Below are 17,365 nucleotides of genomic sequence, written 5' to 3'. Positions count from 1 at the left end.
TCTGCATCCCACTTTTAGCGCAGTCGTGACCGCAGCCCGCCATGGGTTCAGGGAAGACGACCACACCTCCAAACAACGGACATTGATCGGGTCATTCATGAATAAATCAGCAGGCGTGCTCCTTGGAATTGTTGTCGCCATCGGTGCAATCAGCGCCGGCGGTGCCTGGTACACCGGCACCAGGCTCGAAGGGGTGCTGAACACCTCGATCGCTGACGCCAACAAAGAACTGCAAGCCGCGCTGGTCGGTTCCAACGGCACGGCGTCGCTGGAGCTGGTGTCGCTTGAGCGCCATGTGTTCAGCAGCGTCGCGCACTACCGCCTCAAGGGCGATGGCGAGATGTTTGGCGAGGCGCCGGTCGAGCTGCTGTTTGTCGACCGCATCGAACACGGTCCGCTGCCGTTCTCGCGTCTGGTGTCGCTGAAATGGCTGCCGGTCTTGGCCACCAGTCACTACGAGCTGGAAAAGACCCCGCTCACCGAGAAGTGGTTCGCTGCCGCCAAGGACAAATCGCCGCTCACGGGCGTGGTCAACATCGGCTACGACAACTCCACCAACGGCACCCTGCAATTGCTGCCGCTGGATGTGGCGCTCGACGACAAATCCAACCTGAAATTTTCCGGCCTGAACCTCGATGTCGCTGCCAACGCTCAAGCGCAGAAGGTCAAGGCCAACGGCTACATGGATAATCTGACGCTGACTACCGTGACTGAAGACCAGACGCCGGTTAAGGTCGAGTTGAGCGGGCTGACCCTGGCCAGCAACCTGACAAAAAGCACCTACGGCTTCTACACCGGCGAGAACACCCTTGAGCTGACCGACAGCAAAACCACCTTCGGCGCCCAGCAGTCGGTACTGGGTTTCAAGAAATTTGAAATGAAGAACCAGACCGAGGAATCGGGCACCAACGCTTCGGGGCGTGGCGATTACAAGATTGGCGAAGTGTCGTTGAATGGCAAGACAGTCGGCTCTGCGCAGATGGCCATGAGCCTGAAGAACCTCGACATCCCGGCGTCAATGTCGTTGATGCAGATTTATCAGACCAAACTGCAGCCGTACGAGAAGGCCGCCGCCGAAGCCGCTGCTGCCGGCCTGCCGGCCCCAGCGCTATACCTGACCCCCGCCGAAGAAGCACAGGTCAAAACCGGTCTGGAGAAACTGCTGGCCGCCGGCCCGCAGATTGCCCTGGAGAACTTGTCGTTCACCACCACCAACGGCGAAAGCCGCGCCAATCTGGTGCTCGACCTGACCAAGCCGCAGTCCATGGACGTGCCACCCGACCAGTTGATCAAGCAACTGATCGCCTTGCTCGACTTCAACCTGAAAGTATCCAAACCCATGCTCGTTGACCTGCTCACCGTGCAGGGGCAAATCGACGGTCAGACCGACGCCAAGCTCATCGCCGATCAAGCAACGGCCACCGCTGACATGTTCGGTGGCATGGCGGTCGGTACGCAGTTCGCCAAACTGGACGGCAACGACATCGTCACCAAACTGCACTACGCCAACAATCAGGTGGAATTCAACGGCCAGAAAATGACCGTCGAAGAGTTTGTCGGTTTCGTGATGAGCAAACTCGGTGGGGCTGGCGAGGTTCAGTAACGCCTAGACGTCCCGAATCAGCCGCCACGCCTCATCCACCGGCAGCGGCTGTTTCATCCGTTCCGCGAGCATCGCCATCGCCCGCTCTTCATCGCAGGCAACGGCGGCTACCACCACGCCGTGCTTGCCGAACAGGCCGATAAAGGGCGGGTGATCGGGATCGCCCTTGAACTCGACTTCATCCCAGGCTTCGGCATGGCCAAGGTAGTCGTAGTTTTTGCCGAAGTGCCAGGTCCAGAAATAGGGGACGTCGAGGTAATGCTCGTCGCCGCCAAGCATGTTCGCAGCGGCGATCCGCGCCTGTTGCTGTGCCAGGCGCCAATGTTCGATCCGGTGGGGCTGGCCGTTGAGCGGGAAGGTTGCGATGTCACCGGCCGCCCAGAGCCCGTCGGTCACGCGCATGCCGCCGTCGACCTTCAGCGAATGATCTTTTTCCAGGGGCAAATCGGTAAACGGGCCGGTTGCCGGGCTGACGCCAATGCCCACCAGCACAAGGTCTGCTGGCAAACGTTGACCGTTTTCCAGTTTCACCGCTTCGACCTTGTCCGTGCCTTCAATCTGCGCAGCTTCGCTCTCGGTATGAAACACCACGCCGTTGGCCTCATGCAGGGCGCGAATCGCCTTGCCGACGGTGTCGCCGAACTGTTTGGCGAAGGGTATTTCGTGGCGGGCCAGAACGGTGACGTGCAGACCGTATCCGCGCAGGGACGAAGCAGACTCCAGGGCAATAAAACTGTCGCCGATGATCACCGCCCGTTGGCCTGGTTTTGCCGCGGCCAGAATCCGTTGCGCCTGATCTTTCGAGCGCAGCACGAACACTTGCGGCAACCCGGCGCCGGGCAGCGTGAGCAGGTTGGGTGTACCGCCGGTAGCGAGCAGGGCGGCGTCATACGTCAGCGATTGACCATCATTGAGTCGCAGCGTCTTACCCGCTGCATCCAGGCTCGCGACTTCAGCGTTTATCCGCTCAATGCGCTGTTCTTTATAAAAGCTGTCATCACGCAGCGGCGGGACTTCTTCCGGCGGCATCTCGCCGGCGATCACGAATTTGCTCAATACCGTGCGGTCGTAACCGGCGTCCGGCTCGCGGTCGATCAGCAGCACGCGGCCGCCGAAGCCTTTTTCGCGCAGCGCCGCCGCAGCTGCCGTGCCGGCTGCCCCGGCCCCGATGATGACAAACGTGCGGTCATCGTCGGCTGGCGGGGTGTGGGGATCCGAGAACGGCTGATCGTCGACCCAGACCTCGTCATCGCGTACTTCCAAGGGGTAGCGCTTGAGGCTGTCGAGGGAGGGCGGGTCACACAGCCCGCCGTCCTCGATTCGATACGCTGCCTTGTGCCACGGGCAGATCAGGCGCCCATGACACAGCGCGCCCTCGGCCAGCGGCGCCCCGGCGTGGGGGCATTCACCCTGGTAGGCGCGTAATTGATCGCCGACCCGCAGCAAAAGGATTTTGGTGTCCGCGATCCGGACTTCCAGGCCTCGGTTCTCGGGCACATCGGCGAAACGGGCGACGCGGTGCAGTGCCATGATCGCTCTCCAGGCAGGCGTTTCACTTAAGAGTTTGGCGCTAATCCCGAGGTTCAGCCAATTCCTACTGCCACCGCACGAACGGTCCGGCTATAGTTTGCACGCCGACCACGGCCCCACCCGCACAAGGTGCTCCGGTATGACCCGATTGACCTCTCTGAACCCTTGGCTGGCGGCCGTTGCAGTCGCCCTTTGCGTGCAGTTTCCGGCGCAGGCCCAGGAACGCTTCACCGTCAGCATTCCCGGTGTGTCGGACAACCGCCTGTTCACCTCGGCGGCGGCCAGCGATGCCAGCGGCTGCGGCGGCAAGAACCAGTCCCCGGCCCTGAGCTGGAACGCCGGCCCCCCCGGCACCTTGAGCTACGCCATCGTCATGCACGACCCGGATGGCCAGAAAGGCCTGGGCGTCGACCACTGGATTCACTACGGCATCAAGGCCACGACCCGCCAGATTCCGGCCGGCGTCGGCGCCAAATCCGCCCTTGAAGGCGTGGGCGGCAGCAACAGCAAAGGCACCATCGGCTATATCGGCCCTTGCCCGCCCGTTGGCGACAGCTCCCACCACTACATCATCCAGCTCTACGCCCTGGACCTGGTCCCGGACGCGTTGCCCGCCGGCCTGACCCGCGCCGAGCTGATGGAAAAGATCAAAGGCCACGTGCTGAGAAACAGCAGCGTGGTGCGGCGTTATCATCGCTGAAGTTTTTTCACTTCGGTTTAACCCGAACCGGTTGGGCTGCCCGTCTCAGAGGATGAATGGATCAATTTCCTCCTGAGGTCAGCCCCCATGTCCCTCCCTCTGCATGTCCTCCGCCCGGCCGTCCAGGGTTTCGCCGCCGGGTTGCTGCTGGCCGTTGCCGGTTTCGGCGTGTCGTCCAAGCCAGATTCCGCTACGGTTTCGCCACCGGCTCAAGGTGCGCTGAAGACCGAGGCATTGGTGCGTAACGAAGCGGTCACGGCGGACGCCTCGATGGCCAAACGCAGTGTTCGTCCTGCACCTGCGGCGATGTACGCGCCGATGACTGAGTCTGCCCCGCCTGGTTATCGGGATGAGCCGCGCGAGCAGTATCAAGCACTGGCGGATAACCCGATCCATAGTGTGACCGAGGCGCCCGTCTCGACCTTCAGCGCCGATGTCGATACCGGCGCATACGCCAACGTTCGCCGTTTGCTCAATCAAGGGCGTTTGCCGCCCGACGGTGCGGTGCGGCTGGAGGAGATGGTCAATTACTTCCCCTACGATTACGCGTTGCCCACCGATGGCTCACCCTTTGGCGTGACCACTGAACTGGCGCCGTCACCGTGGAACCCGCATACCCGTTTGCTGCGGATCGGCATCAAGGCGTCGGACCGCGCCGTGGCGGAACTGGCCCCGGCAAACCTGGTGTTTCTGGTGGACGTGTCCGGTTCGATGGACCGTCGCGAGGGTTTGCCGCTGGTCAAAAGCACCCTGAAACTGCTGGTCGATCAATTGCGCGAACAGGATCGGGTGTCGTTGGTGGTCTACGCTGGCGATTCGCGTGTGGTGCTGGAGCCGACTTTCGGACGGGAAAAAGCGAAGATTCGTACAGCCATCGATCAATTGACCGCAGGCGGTTCCACCGCCGGGGCGTCGGGTATCGAACGGGCCTATCAAATGGCTCAACAGGCGTTTATCCCCAAAGGCATCAACCGCATCCTGCTGGCCACCGACGGTGACTTCAATGTCGGCATCAGCGACTTCGACAGCCTCAAGCAAATGGCTGTGGATAAACGCAAGACCGGCGTTTCCCTGACCACCCTGGGTTTTGGTGTGGATAACTACAATGAACACCTGATGGAGCAACTGGCCGACGCCGGCGATGGCAACTACGCCTACATCGATAACCTGCGCGAGGCGCGCAAGGTGCTGGTGGATCAACTCGGTTCGACCCTCGCGGTGATGGCGAAGAATGTGAAGCTGCAAGTGGAGTTCAACCCGGCGCAGGTCAGTGAGTATCGGTTGCTGGGGTATGAGAATCGGGCGTTGAAGCGTGAAGACTTCAGCAACGACAAGGTCGATGCTGGCGAAATCGGCGCAGGGCATACGGTCACGGCGTTGTATGAAATTGTGCCCAAGGGTGAGAAGGGTTGGTTGGAGCCATTGCGGTATGGCAACTCAGGCACCGTTGTTTCCGGAAAGGTTGGGGAACTGGCGATGCTGCGTGTGCGTTATCAGCTGCCTGAGGGTGGGAAAAGTCGGTTGATCGAGCGGCCGATCGTCAGCAGTGAGGCCGGCAAAGCCAGTGATGACCTGCGATTCGCGGCTGCCGTTGCGGCGTTTTCCCAGCAGCTCAAGGATGGGCGCTACACCGGTGATTTCAGCCTGAAGGACACTGAGGCCTTGGCTCGTGGCGCCCGGGGCGATGATCGATTCGGTCTGCGTGCAGAGTTCGTGCAACTGGTGGAGTTGGCGCGGAGCCTTCGAACCTCGACTGCATCGAATCAACCGCCCCATGACAACCGGATCGAATAGTGAGCCGCTTAAAGGAGGCCAACACCGACATGGCTGCGCCTGAATTGAGCGACGAATCGTTGCTGGCCCGCTATCGCTTAGGCGACGGACCAGCGTTCGAGATTCTGTACGCTCGTCACCGACAAGGACTTTACCGGTTTCTGCTCGGCCTCAGCGGCAAATCCGAGCTGGCCGAAGAGGTTTACCAGGAAACATGGCTGAGCCTGATCCGCAGCACCACTCAGCCACAAGGGCGGGCGAATTTTCGTACCTGGCTTTATCAGATCGCCCGCAATCGGTTAATCGATCACTGGCGCAAACACGGAATCCACAACCCCTTGCACGACAGCTATGACGAACAGACCCATGCCCTGGCCGATGACGCCGCCGATCCCGAACAACTGCTGCGCCTGAGCCGCGATAACCAGCGCCTTGAGGCCGCCCTGCAAACCTTGCCCACCGACCAGCGCGAAGTATTCCTGCTGCGTGCCTACGGCGATCTCGACCTGCCACAGATCGCGACCCTCACCGAAACACCGCTGGAGACCGTCAAAAGCCGTTTGCGCTACGCCCAGCAAAAACTGCGTCGGCTGCTGGCCGAGGAGGTACTGACATGACTGACGCCCGAAAAACACCGGAAGACGAAGTGGTGAAGCACTTTCGTGAACACGCGACTGGCGAACCGCCGGCGCATCTTGATGCATTCATTCTGGCCACCGCACACCGTGAAGCGCCCGCGCCGAAACCAAACCTGTGGCAACGCTGGGTTCAGGCCTGCCAGAAACCCCGTTGGCAGGTCGCGTTTGCCAGCCTCGTTGGTGTGGCACTGATGTTGGCGCTGGTACAACGTTCGCCCGAGCAAGTGCCAACCTACGATTCCACCCCGGCGCCCAAAACCTCATCTTTTGCGGCCAAGAAAGAAGCCGCAGACGCGCCTGCATCGGTTGCCCGCTCAATGGCTGCCCCGGCCGGTGCGATATCCGCACCAGCGCCTGCAGCGCCAATGGCCGATTTTGCCGCGCCCGCGCAGAGCGAATCGATCAGCGCTGAAATGGCGGAAGAAGCAAAGGTGAGCAAACGCCCGGCGGCGGCTCCGGCGAAGTTTATCGACGACCAATTACGTGAAGTGATTCGCCTGAAAAATGCCGGTCAAACTAAAGCGGCCGACGACCTGATGGCGACTTTGCACAAACGCTTTCCCAAGGAAAATCTCGCAGACCGACTCAAGGAATTGCAGAAAAACTGAGGTACGCCGTGGTCGCCAATTTGGCATCGACACCCGAAAGCGCGCACTATCGGTCTATAGCCGATGCGTTGGAGGAAGCCGTGGCGAAAAAAATCGATCGCATCGCCCAAATGCTCAACTGCCCGGAAAAGGGCGAGGAACTGCGGCGAGCAGTGACTGAGAGTCGTAAGGAGTTTCTGCTGGCGAAGCAGGCAGAAGAAGCGCTTGAGGAGGACGTCCTTGATGATGAGTTGATCGAGGACGAAGATGGTGATGAATACGACGAGTTCGACTGGACGACCGAGTGAAAGCGGCGCTTAAAGCACTACTCTTTCAAATTGCAGACCCCGACAAATCAGGACCTGCAATTTGAAGGGTGCGTTGCCGCTATTCTTTGGTTTTGTCCTTCCGCGAAGGTTGGTCTCGCGTCAGCACTTTCACCGCATCATCTACCAACGCCTTACTCAGCGCCGTCAAATAATGCGCAGCCCAGGCGTGACGATCGCTTTCCCTGTCGTAGGCAGCGTCTTTGGACAGTGCTTTGGCGAGGAACAGAAAATCGGAAGCCATGCCTAGCGCATCGCCGAGAGGCACACCGCGAGTGACGTGGAACACTGCCTGATCCAAGCAGTAGATGGCGGGCGTTAAGCCGATGGTTTTCAGCTCTGATGGATCGATCATTTGCCACCTCCATTGATGGAGGTGCGGTGGGATTGCGATTCGAGATCGCACTGAGGAATAAACCGATTTTCGTACGGATTGATGCTGCGCATTTTTCACTTCCTTGATTTAAGAAGTTGCCGCGCATTCGATACCAAGCGAATGGGTGGCAACTGTGCGCAGGTTGGTAAACCGGGGAATCAAGGAAACCGGCACGTCCGAAGACGTCCCACGCACAGCCGCCATAACACAAGATCACAGGCGAAAAAAAAAGCGCCTGCAATCGTGTTGGGGGCGCTGTAGCGCCTTTATTCCATCGGGTTACCAAGCCCGGTCGCTGAATTGGCAGCGACGGCGGAAGGGTATCGTGCAGGCGGATCTCCTGCAACCTCCTTGTCTGCAGACGATCTGTACTGAACGAAAAAATGAGAGAGCGCTGTGGCTAATGCCAGTCAGTTAAGCTGACTGGCATTTTTATTTTTGATCGGATACTTCGGGGATTTAAGCCTGATGGCCCGGGGGTAAACGCGCTCCTCCCGTCGATGAGGCAGGACGTAATGCGTGGCTGAAGCATGCAGCTCGGCCAGGTATTTGGGGATGTTCCCGGAGCGATCAGCCGAGACGCTGTTGATAAAACCGAGGATCGCCCAGGTGCACGCGGTAAAGCTCATTTCGCATGGGTAAATACCGGGACAATGGCGGCTCATTTCCACCATCTGATAGCGCAACAAGTTGTAGCCCAACAACACGCCCCACAACTCTTGTTCGATCATCTCGGGCGTTTTGCTGCGCAGCGTATAACTGCTGTTGAGCAGCGTCTGCTTCATCTCTCGAAACCCTAATTCGATCTCCCAGCGCTGGCTGTACAGATCGACGATTTCGTCGGACGGGAAGCGCAGCGGGTCGGCCATCGACGTCAGGATCTGACACACCTTGCCCTTGACGGTTTTACTCAGCAGTCGCGCGCTCAGGCGCTCCGGTAGCCCCGGCCATTGCTTGCGGGCCTGCGGCGAAGTGCTTAACGAGACCACCGCATCCTGACGCCCCAAACGCTGAATAACTTCGTACTGCGCACCTTTACGCAGTGGCATCAGCCAATGGCGCTCGGTGCCTGCTTGCTGCCACTGGTGCAGCAAACCCAGGGAATAAAAGCCGCGGTCGAACAGCGTCAACGAGTGATCGGGCGTGGTTTCGATCAGTTGTTCCGCCAGTTTCATTTCGTTGCTGCGATAGCCGTCAAACGCACAGCCGATCAGCAAATGGCTGGTCAACTCCATTTGGCAGACCATGCGCACCTGAGGAAAACCAGTGTCGCCATGCTGGTTGCTGGCGGAGTCGTAGCGCGCCCGGTTTTCCGGTGTATCGGGCGTTCGCCAGACGACGCCGTCGACGCCCAGCAAGCGCAAACCGGCCCAAGTCGGATGACCGGCCGCCTCATGCCAACTTTTCTGAGTCAGATCGAAGACCTGTCGTACAGCTTCGCTGCCCAATCGCTGACGGGCTTGGACTACGGCGCTGGGTGCCACCAACGGACGTTGGCCCGGCAGCATGATGTTCATGCGGCTGACCACATCCCAGGCTGACATGCGCCGAAAAAACGCCATGGAAATCACGCACCAGAGCATCATTTCCAACGGCAGGCGCCGCTTGCGCAGGGTCGCGACGCCTGCCTGTTCAAGGGCTTGCTCAACCAAAGAAGGGTCGAGTAAGGAATCCAATCCCTCAATGGAGTTGGGGGTGGACGCGATGTTGTGGGTCAGTTCCAGTGCCCGAGCGAGACGCATAAAAAAATCCGATGCCAGTACAGGCATCGGATTTTGATTTCTTGCGGCCAAAGGTCAAGCGGGAGGGCTTAACTGATCGGCATTAAGCGCTGTGGCGCTTTTTTTACCTCGACTTTATAGTTATGGCTATTCGAATAAGCCGAACGATAGGAAGTCTCCTACCATTCGTCCCAGAGGGCTGAGGCTGCAGAATTGAAGGGCTAATCGTTAATTTCTACATTTCATTGCAATACTTAGTAAGGCTGCGCGTTCACAGAGACCTGTAGAACCCTGTGAGGGATGGTCCGAATTCCTCTTGCTTTAGCCGGATAAAACAACGCAATATTGATTTCGGTGCCTACTGAGCTTTTATAAATAACGCCATCGTATCCGTTGTTTTTGATAAGCTCACAAAGATATTGGCTTGGGACATAATCTACTGCGGCAGACCTTGGTAAAACTGGCCGAGTTAGCTCTTCACCTAATTTTGCTAAGAAGTCAATGTCCCCTCTCAGTGAAGCAATTTCAATGTCGTCGGTGCAGGGGAATGGTGTGACTGACCTTCTCGGGTTTCTGAGATCTGCAAGTTTTAGATCTTCTATAATCTCGAACTCTGCTACAGTTACATACTCTCCGGTGTGTGGTCGGATTTCAGTTATAGCAGTTTCGACGTTCGATGCCATATATAGATATGGTATCCCTACTGGATTTGCTCGCCCATGAGTTGCTTTGTCTTTTGGCGGTGGTCCCATTTTATCAAGTGGAAACGCTTCGTCAGTCTCTTGGATTCTTGCGCGATACCATTTTTCAGGAAGATTTTCTTTATATATTAATTGCGAAAGCAGGTATGTGATCCTTTCTGAATCTATAGCTCCTTTGGGGAAAAATCTATTTTCCTCCATGAGTTCTTTTCGCAAAAACTCCCATTTGTTTAAGTTGTCCGACTCGCATCTACTTGATGGCGAAAATAGAACCCTAGGTAAATTCCCATCTTCAAAAATATCAGCAAGTAAATCTTTGGTGTTCGCTAGATCCAAAGTCTCAAATAGATTCCAGTCCGCTTTAAACCACTCTCCGAGGGTCTTTCCTTCTGCTGATTGAGTATAGATGCCAGAAAGTAGTTCGAAGTATTCTCTTAGCTGGATCGGGCTCACTAATGGCATGCTGTGCATTTTGCAGAATGAGCATTGGTCGGTTGAGTTGGATATTTCAGAGATTACAGCTTCTAGGTGAGTGTCGCAAAAGCAGTTCGGGCAGCATTTTCTCATGATTAGTTACCCGAGATAATTGGCAAGAACTTCAATGTGATGTTTCATTGAGAGTTTTTTAATGTACCCTAGGCCAGGAAAGTGTTTTCTATCGTAAAGACCTAAGAACTCTTCTACAGCAGATGTTTTGAGTATCTTAGAGTTTGGTTCTGTTACGGCCGTTACCAGCTTGACCAGCGCTTCATAAAATTTTCCGGCAGGGTCAGTTGGAGTATCCTGTCGGTCAGACTTGAAGTGGTAGGTGTACATCGCGTCATCCATATCTGGATCAATAAATGTCAAATGAATTGCTACCGCGTACGCAGGCCCACCGGATTCTGAATACTCGTCCCCTACGATTAAGAAATCGCCAAAACCGTCCATTCCTTCGTCAGTAAATGTTGCATGTAAGTCAGAAAACGGTTCAACATCTGGATATTTACGATTAGCCTGGCGCTTAAAGCCGTCTCGTAAAAGAATTCGTTGGTATTCCGTAAAGTGCTTTTGATATAGCTTGCCGCAATGGCTTTCAAAGAATATGTGTTTGATGTCTCGATTTAAATCAGGCGTTGCTTCGGCTAATGCCTTTGGTTCGGAAAAGCCGGAGTGTATAAAGTAAAGTGGTCTGTTGGGGAATTCAGCGCTAATAGCAATTGCTTCGGCTGTATTGATTGTGCTGGTGAGCAATATGCCTACAGATATATTTGTATGAGTGTTTAACTCTTCATGAACAAATTTTTTTATCGCGTCGGAACTTTCAGTATGGTCGCCGTAATTTGGGTTGACGATCAATACGGCGACTGCTCCTGAGTTGGATAGCGCTTCAATAGATCTTTTTAGTCCGCTTAGAGATTCGCGAACTGGCTCAATGATGGATATAAATCCGTTCTGAGCGAGTATCTCCGCAGATTCTTTTATTGTTAGTAAGTCGAACTGTTTGCCGCGAAAATAAGGATGATACATATTATTTTGCCCAATTCAGGGCCTCCATTGTGTTTGTGTTTATTGCATCCAGCAGTGTTCTTTGCTCTTTGGTTTTTAGCGGTGTAGACAAAAGTACAGCTTGTAGAGACTTTGGGGTATGTGATAGCAAGTTTGTAAGGTGTAGCGAGCTTCGCGTTCTTCGAAGTGTTTTTACCATGTGGTGATGGGTTGTAACGGGATCTAATGTTTTAAATATTTCCAGTATTGCCGAGCGTATTTCTGTATTGGGAAGTTTTGGCGGAGTAATATCGAAGTATTTAAGGATTTCTAGGGACTCTTGAAGCTGAATTGAGTCGAATATTGCTTCTGTTGATACTCTGCTAGGATCATCTGCAATTTCCCGAATCGTCGTTATGCCGAATCGTTTGTTAAGAACGAGTACGCCTATATCTAGCGGGGTTGTATCGATAACTTCACTAAGATGGTTTTCGCCCGTAAGGACATAAATTTTTGAAAAAAATTGTTTGTAAGATTCTAGTTGAGCACTTAACCGCCCTAAATTATCCCGCTCCGATTTTATTTCATATGCTGTAGATGTTCCATTGAAAATCGCGGCGTCCGCCTTAGAGTTTCCAACACGGAACTCTGTCACCATAGACGCGGTATTCAGTGAGTGCCGACCTAATAATAGCTTTCTTGTTATCGCTGATTTGTAAGCGTACTCGTGCCGGTAGTCTCTTTTCGTTAAGAGTGTGAATGCACTTTCGAATATCGCACTGATCGGTAGGGTGAGGCTTGAATTTTTGACTTCTAGGTGCTCATTTATTAGTCGAGCAAATAGAGGTGACCTTCCTTTTTGGGCTAGCTCTCTCACCACCGCCGGGGAGAAAAGCTTAGCGACAGCAGACTGCTGATTGCCATCAAGAATTTTGGTTAACAAGGCCATTTCAATGAATCTCTGTCCGCTCCGGGAATCGATGTCCGTTCTGGGAGTTTAGGTCTACCAGCAAGCGCCTGATTCTGCCAGATCGCCCATGCCCAGTCGCAAGATTTATTGTACGAGCTTAGCGTATGCAAGCTTTCTATATATAGGCATAGCTGACGCTGTAAATAATTGAAGAATTACGCTTGGTCCCTTGTAGGAAGGGTGAGCTGGGGAAAACAAAAAGCCCGCACAAGGCGGGCTTCTGAATTGTTGCTGACGCGGTTTGAAACATAAATTTGGTGCACCAGGCGGGATTCGAACCCACGACCCCTGCCTTCGGAGGGCAGTACTCTATCCAGCTGAGCTACTGGTGCAAGCGGGCGCCATGATACTCATATGCACTGCGGGCGTCCATGCTGCTGAATCGCCTGCGTTTTTCGCGACCGCAATAGCCGTTCGCTACGTTGATCAGAAAAATGAGGCAAATGCGGCGTTTTCGTTCTTTTTTTCGAACAGGCTATTGTCCTTTACCCCCTTTGATCCTAGGATTCGTTTGAGATTTCAAACGCTCTTGTCTGGGTGCTGAACCGCACGAGTTCATTCCGTGCGCTATTTATGTGCTTCAGCCCGGTGAATGATTTCCCTGACGGCAGCCTATAAGGCGCCTTTCTACAATCATAATTTGCTCCGCGCCTGCCGCGGTGCTGTTAAGGAAAGCCGACATGCAGCTTAAAGACACCCAGTTGTTCCGCCAGCAAGCCTTTATCGATGGCGCTTGGGTCGATGCGGACAATGGTCAGACGATCAAGGTCAACAACCCGGCAACGGGCGAAATTCTGGGCACCGTGCCGAAAATGGGCGCTGCCGAAACCCGCCGTGCAATCGAAGCCGCTGACAAAGCGCTGCCGGCCTGGCGTGCACTGACCGCCAAGGACCGCGCGAACAAGCTGCGTCGCTGGTTCGAACTGATCATCGAGAACCAGGACGACCTGGCTCGCCTGATGACCCTGGAACAAGGCAAGCCATTGGCCGAAGCCAAGGGCGAAATCGTTTACGCCGCTTCCTTTATCGAGTGGTTCGCCGAAGAAGCCAAGCGCATCTACGGTGACGTGATTCCGGGCCACCAGCCAGACAAGCGCCTGATCGTGATCAAGCAGCCCATCGGCGTGACCGCTGCGATCACCCCGTGGAACTTCCCGGCCGCCATGATCACCCGTAAAGCCGGCCCTGCCCTGGCCGCCGGTTGCACCATGGTGCTCAAGCCTGCTTCGCAAACCCCGTTCTCCGCCTTCGCGTTGGCTGAACTGGCCCAGCGCGCCGGCATTCCTGCTGGTGTGTTCAGCGTTGTGTCCGGCAGCGCCGGCGACATCGGCAGCGAGCTGACCAGCAACCCGATCGTGCGCAAACTGTCCTTCACTGGCTCGACCGAAATCGGTCGTCAGCTGATGGCCGAATGCGCCAAGGACATCAAGAAAGTGTCCCTGGAACTGGGCGGTAACGCACCGTTCATCGTGTTCGACGACGCGGACCTGGATAAGGCCGTCGAAGGCGCGATCATTTCCAAGTACCGCAACAACGGCCAGACCTGCGTCTGCGCCAACCGTCTGTACATTCAGGATTCGGTCTACGACGCGTTCGCCGAGAAGCTGAAAGTGGCCGTGGCCAAGCTCAAGATCGGCAACGGTCTGGAAGAAGGCACCACCACGGGCCCGCTGATCGATGAAAAAGCCGTGGCCAAGGTTCAAGAGCACATCGCTGACGCCGTCAGTAAAGGCGCAACCGTTCTGGCGGGTGGCAAGGTTATGGAAGGCAACTTCTTCGAGCCGACCATCCTGACCAACGTGCCGAAGAACGCTGCCGTGGCCAAGGAAGAAACCTTCGGTCCATTGGCGCCGCTGTTCCGCTTCAAAGATGAAGCCGAAGTGATCGCGATGTCCAACGACACCGAGTTCGGTCTGGCTTCGTACTTCTACGCTCGTGACCTGGGCCGTGTGTTCCGTGTGGCTGAAGCCCTGGAATACGGCATGGTCGGCGTCAACACCGGGTTGATCTCCAACGAAGTCGCGCCGTTCGGCGGCATCAAGGCGTCGGGCCTGGGTCGTGAAGGCTCCAAGTACGGCATCGAAGATTACCTCGAAATCAAATACCTCTGCCTGGGCATCTAAGCTCGAAGGTGTAAGCCCGGCAAGGCATTGCTTCAAGCACAAAGGGCACGAGAGCGCTGTCCCTTTGTGCGCTTCAAATGGAATTTTCTCTGCGGTCGGGAAAGCTGTGGCAGTCGATCATCGCATGCTGCCGTAGTTGCCTCCCCGCCGCATTTTCCTTGAACCACGCCGCCCGATGAGCGGTGAATGAGGACTTTATGAGCAAGACTAACGCATCCCTGATGAAACGCCGCGAAGCCGCTGTACCACGCGGTGTTGGCCAGATTCACCCGATCTTCGCCGAGTCCGCGAAGAACGCCACCGTGACCGACGTTGAAGGTCGCGAGTTCATCGACTTCGCCGGCGGCATCGCCGTGCTGAACACCGGTCACGTGCACCCGAAAATCATCGCCGCAGTGACCGCGCAGTTGAACAAGCTGACCCACACTTGCTTCCAGGTGCTGGCCTACGAGCCGTACGTGGAACTGTGCGAAAAAATCAACGCCAAGGTGCCAGGTGATTTCGCCAAGAAAACCCTGCTGGTCACCACCGGTTCCGAAGCCGTAGAAAACGCCGTGAAAATCGCCCGTGCCGCCACTGGCCGTGCCGGCGTGATCGCCTTCACCGGCGCTTACCACGGTCGCACCATGATGACCCTGGGGCTGACCGGTAAAGTCGTGCCTTACTCGGCGGGCATGGGCCTGATGCCAGGCGGCATTTTCCGCGCGCTGTACCCGAACGAACTGCATGGTGTGAGCATCGACGATTCGATCGCCAGCATCGAACGCATCTTCAAGAACGACGCCGAGCCGCGTGACATCGCTGCAATCATCATCGAGCCGGTTCAGGGCGAAGGTGGTTTCTACGTTGCGCCTAAAGAATTCATGAAGCGTCTGCGTGCACTGTGCGACCAGCACGGCATCCTGCTGATCGCTGACGAAGTGCAGACTGGCGCTGGCCGTACCGGCACCTTCTTCGCCATGGAACAGATGGGCGTTTCCGCCGACCTGACGACCTTCGCCAAATCCATCGCTGGCGGTTTCCCGTTGGCCGGTGTGTGCGGCAAGGCTGAATACATGGACGCCATTGCTCCAGGCGGCCTGGGCGGCACTTATGCCGGTAGCCCGATCGCTTGTGCTGCGGCCCTGGCCGTGATGGAAGTGTTTGAAGAAGAACACCTGCTGGACCGCTGCAAGGCTGTCGGCGAGCGTCTGGTCACCGGTCTCAAAGCCATCCAGGCCAAGTACCCCGTGATCGGCGAAGTTCGTGCCCTGGGTGCGATGATCGCGGTCGAGCTGTTCGTTGACGGCGACAGCCACAAGCCAAACGCTGCTGCTGTAGCGTCCGTTGTGGCCAAGGCTCGCGACAAGGGCTTGATCCTGCTGTCCTGCGGCACTTACGGCAACGTTCTGCGCGTCCTGGTACCGCTGACGTCGCCGGACGAGCAACTGGACAAAGGTCTGGCGATCATCGAAGAGTGCTTCTCGGAGCTGTAATCTCCAAGCTCTGATCGATTTGTGAGCTGATCGACAAAAAAACCCGCCTCGGCGGGTTTTTTCGTGTCCCCGGAACACATAGCTGTTTCGAATCGCCAGCATTGACTAAGGTACAAGCAGTGCCAATGGAGTGTGCAGATGACCGCTGTGGTTTTACCTGCTGTACCGCGTGTGTTGATTGCCGAGGCCGACCCCTGGTCTCGCGACCTGCTCAAGCAGGTGTTGTTGAGTGTGCGCTGTGACGCACGGCTGGACCTGTGTGCTGACGGTCAGGAAGCGCTGCACCTGTTGGCGGAAAACCCTTATGACCTGGTGATCGTCGACTGGGAGTTGCCCGGCGTCGATGGTTTGAATGTCTTGCGCAATGTTCGCCAGCGCAAACGCAACCCGCCGTTGCCTTTCATTCTGATGAGCAGTCGCAATGACAGCGCCAGCGTGCGCGAAGTCTTGCCCCTGGCGCCTTCGGCGTACCTGACCAAACCCCTGAACATGGAAAGCCTGACCCACCGCCTGCAGGAGTTGCTGCTGAACGCCGGTGAAGAGGTGTCTTGCGAGATGCCTTCACTGGCGCCGGGCATGACTTTATCGGTTTACCTGGAGCGTCGTCGTGAGTTCGCGGACGGTGCGCCACTGATGACTGACGTACAGGTGGCAGTCAAACGCAGCCTCAATCCCGATGGCCTCGATCTGACGTTGCTGGAAGACGAAATCAAGACCGATCCGCAGATCACCGCCGTGCTGATCGCTGCCGCCAACAGCGCCGCCCATCACCTTGGTGCCACGGTACAGACCCTGTCCCAGGCGCTGCACCGCCTCGGCACCGGGCAAAGCATGAACCTGATCCTGGGGCTGGCGCTCAAGCGCAGTGCCCGGCTCAGCGATCCATGCCTGGCGGACTATGCCGAACGTTATTGGAATCTGTCGCTGCACACGGCCGAATACGCGCGGACACTGGCGCGCTTGCTGGATCTGGATCAGGAGCGCTGCTATTGCGCCGGCATGCTGCATCGCCTCGGTGACCTGGCGTTGTTGCGGTGTTTGCAGGAATGGAAGCAAGCGGGCGGTGAACTGGATGAGTGGGAGGAGGTTGGCGATGCGCTGGCCGAATTTGGCGCGGCCTATGGTTCGGCATTGCGTACCCGCTGGCGTCTGCCGCTGGAGTTGCGTCAGCTGATTGCGGCGGTCTATCAGCTCGGTGGCGGCGTTTACTCCCGGGAAGCGCTGGTGATGAACATGGCCGCGCAGATGGCGCGCCTGACAGAGCATGAGGGCATTGAGGAACTGGCCAAGAGCCGGACGGCGCGGTTGCTCAAAATCGGGTTGCCCGAGTTGATGCGCTTGCGCAAGAAGTAAGCCTGGCGCCATACCTTGTGGG

Annotated in this window: 15 protein-coding genes and 1 tRNA gene; 9 read left to right on the top strand and 7 right to left on the bottom strand. The window is 56.5% G+C overall.

The genetic code is table 11. The features are described from left to right. The first annotated feature begins 97 nt into the window (after positions 1-97). Entirely contained in the window at positions 98-1,603 is a 1,506-nt protein-coding gene (locus tag ACYZUD_RS23125) for a YdgA family protein (RefSeq protein WP_462020309.1), read from the top strand. Positions 1,604-1,606: 3 nt separating this feature from the next. Here ACYZUD_RS23125 and ACYZUD_RS23120 read toward each other — a convergent pair whose 3' ends face one another. After that, a complete protein-coding gene (locus ACYZUD_RS23120) occupies positions 1,607-3,133 on the bottom strand; it encodes an FAD-dependent oxidoreductase (RefSeq protein ID WP_462020308.1) in 1,527 nt (508 codons plus the stop codon). Between the two features lie 139 nt (positions 3,134-3,272). Between ACYZUD_RS23120 and ACYZUD_RS23115 the strand changes: the two genes are divergently transcribed. The 5 genes from ACYZUD_RS23115 to ACYZUD_RS23095 all read left to right on the top strand — a co-directional run bounded on the left by ACYZUD_RS23115 (position 3,273) and on the right by ACYZUD_RS23095 (position 7,139). Continuing rightward, a complete protein-coding gene (locus tag ACYZUD_RS23115) occupies positions 3,273-3,833 on the top strand; it encodes a YbhB/YbcL family Raf kinase inhibitor-like protein (RefSeq protein ID WP_462020307.1) in 561 nt (186 codons plus the stop codon). 87 nt (positions 3,834-3,920) lie between these two features. Then, complete coding sequence (locus tag ACYZUD_RS23110; protein ID WP_462020306.1) at positions 3,921-5,627, top strand: vWA domain-containing protein; 1,707 nt, start codon at positions 3,921-3,923, stop codon at positions 5,625-5,627. A gap of 29 nt (positions 5,628-5,656) precedes the next feature. After that, positions 5,657-6,223: an RNA polymerase sigma factor gene (locus ACYZUD_RS23105; protein WP_462025100.1), complete on the top strand. Its 567-nt coding sequence runs from the start codon at positions 5,657-5,659 to the stop codon at positions 6,221-6,223. Beyond that, positions 6,220-6,852, top strand: coding sequence for a hypothetical protein (locus ACYZUD_RS23100; protein ID WP_462020305.1), 633 nt, complete (start codon positions 6,220-6,222; stop codon positions 6,850-6,852). The genes ACYZUD_RS23105 and ACYZUD_RS23100 overlap by 4 nt, the downstream gene beginning before the upstream one ends. 20 nt (positions 6,853-6,872) lie before the next feature. Continuing rightward, positions 6,873-7,139 carry a hypothetical protein gene (locus ACYZUD_RS23095; protein ID WP_462025099.1) on the top strand — a complete coding sequence of 89 codons (267 nt, stop codon included), beginning with the start codon at positions 6,873-6,875 and terminating at the stop codon, positions 7,137-7,139. Positions 7,140-7,218: 79 nt separating this feature from the next. Here ACYZUD_RS23095 and ACYZUD_RS23090 read toward each other — a convergent pair whose 3' ends face one another. The 6 genes from ACYZUD_RS23090 to ACYZUD_RS23065 form a co-directional block, all read right to left on the bottom strand. Continuing rightward, a complete protein-coding gene (locus tag ACYZUD_RS23090; RefSeq protein ID WP_462020304.1) occupies positions 7,219-7,512 on the bottom strand; it encodes a DUF3077 domain-containing protein in 294 nt (97 codons plus the stop codon). A gap of 431 nt (positions 7,513-7,943) precedes the next feature. Further along, positions 7,944-9,275 (bottom strand): IS4 family transposase, encoded by a 1,332-nt coding sequence (locus tag ACYZUD_RS23085; RefSeq protein ID WP_462020303.1) that lies wholly within the window; start codon positions 9,273-9,275, stop codon positions 7,944-7,946. Between the two features lie 233 nt (positions 9,276-9,508). Next, positions 9,509-10,417 (bottom strand): RES family NAD+ phosphorylase, encoded by a 909-nt coding sequence (locus ACYZUD_RS23080; RefSeq protein ID WP_462020302.1) that lies wholly within the window; start codon positions 10,415-10,417, stop codon positions 9,509-9,511. 111 nt (positions 10,418-10,528) lie between these two features. Next, positions 10,529-11,464, bottom strand: coding sequence for a sce7725 family protein (locus tag ACYZUD_RS23075; RefSeq protein WP_462020301.1), 936 nt, complete (start codon positions 11,462-11,464; stop codon positions 10,529-10,531). 1 nt (position 11,465) lies between these two features. After that, positions 11,466-12,371 (bottom strand): sce7726 family protein, encoded by a 906-nt coding sequence (locus ACYZUD_RS23070; RefSeq protein WP_462020300.1) that lies wholly within the window; start codon positions 12,369-12,371, stop codon positions 11,466-11,468. A gap of 276 nt (positions 12,372-12,647) precedes the next feature. Beyond that, positions 12,648-12,724, bottom strand: a tRNA-Arg gene (locus ACYZUD_RS23065). A gap of 348 nt (positions 12,725-13,072) precedes the next feature. Between ACYZUD_RS23065 and gabD the strand changes: the two genes are divergently transcribed. The 3 genes from gabD to ACYZUD_RS23050 all read left to right on the top strand — a co-directional run bounded on the left by gabD (position 13,073) and on the right by ACYZUD_RS23050 (position 17,343). Next, on the top strand, positions 13,073-14,515 hold the full coding sequence (gabD, locus tag ACYZUD_RS23060) for an NADP-dependent succinate-semialdehyde dehydrogenase (RefSeq protein ID WP_462020299.1): 1,443 nt from the start codon (positions 13,073-13,075) through the stop codon (positions 14,513-14,515). Positions 14,516-14,712: 197 nt separating this feature from the next. Continuing rightward, positions 14,713-15,990, top strand: a complete 1,278-nt coding sequence (gene gabT, locus ACYZUD_RS23055; protein ID WP_462020297.1) for a 4-aminobutyrate--2-oxoglutarate transaminase — start codon at positions 14,713-14,715, stop codon at positions 15,988-15,990. 138 nt (positions 15,991-16,128) lie between these two features. Continuing rightward, complete coding sequence (locus tag ACYZUD_RS23050; protein WP_462020296.1) at positions 16,129-17,343, top strand: HDOD domain-containing protein; 1,215 nt, start codon at positions 16,129-16,131, stop codon at positions 17,341-17,343. Positions 17,344-17,365: the final 22 nt, after the last annotated feature.

The organism is Pseudomonas sp. XS1P51, assembly GCF_054897845.1.
The sequence above is the reverse complement of the archived record's forward strand: the minus strand, read 5'-3'. Positions and strand labels throughout refer to the sequence as shown.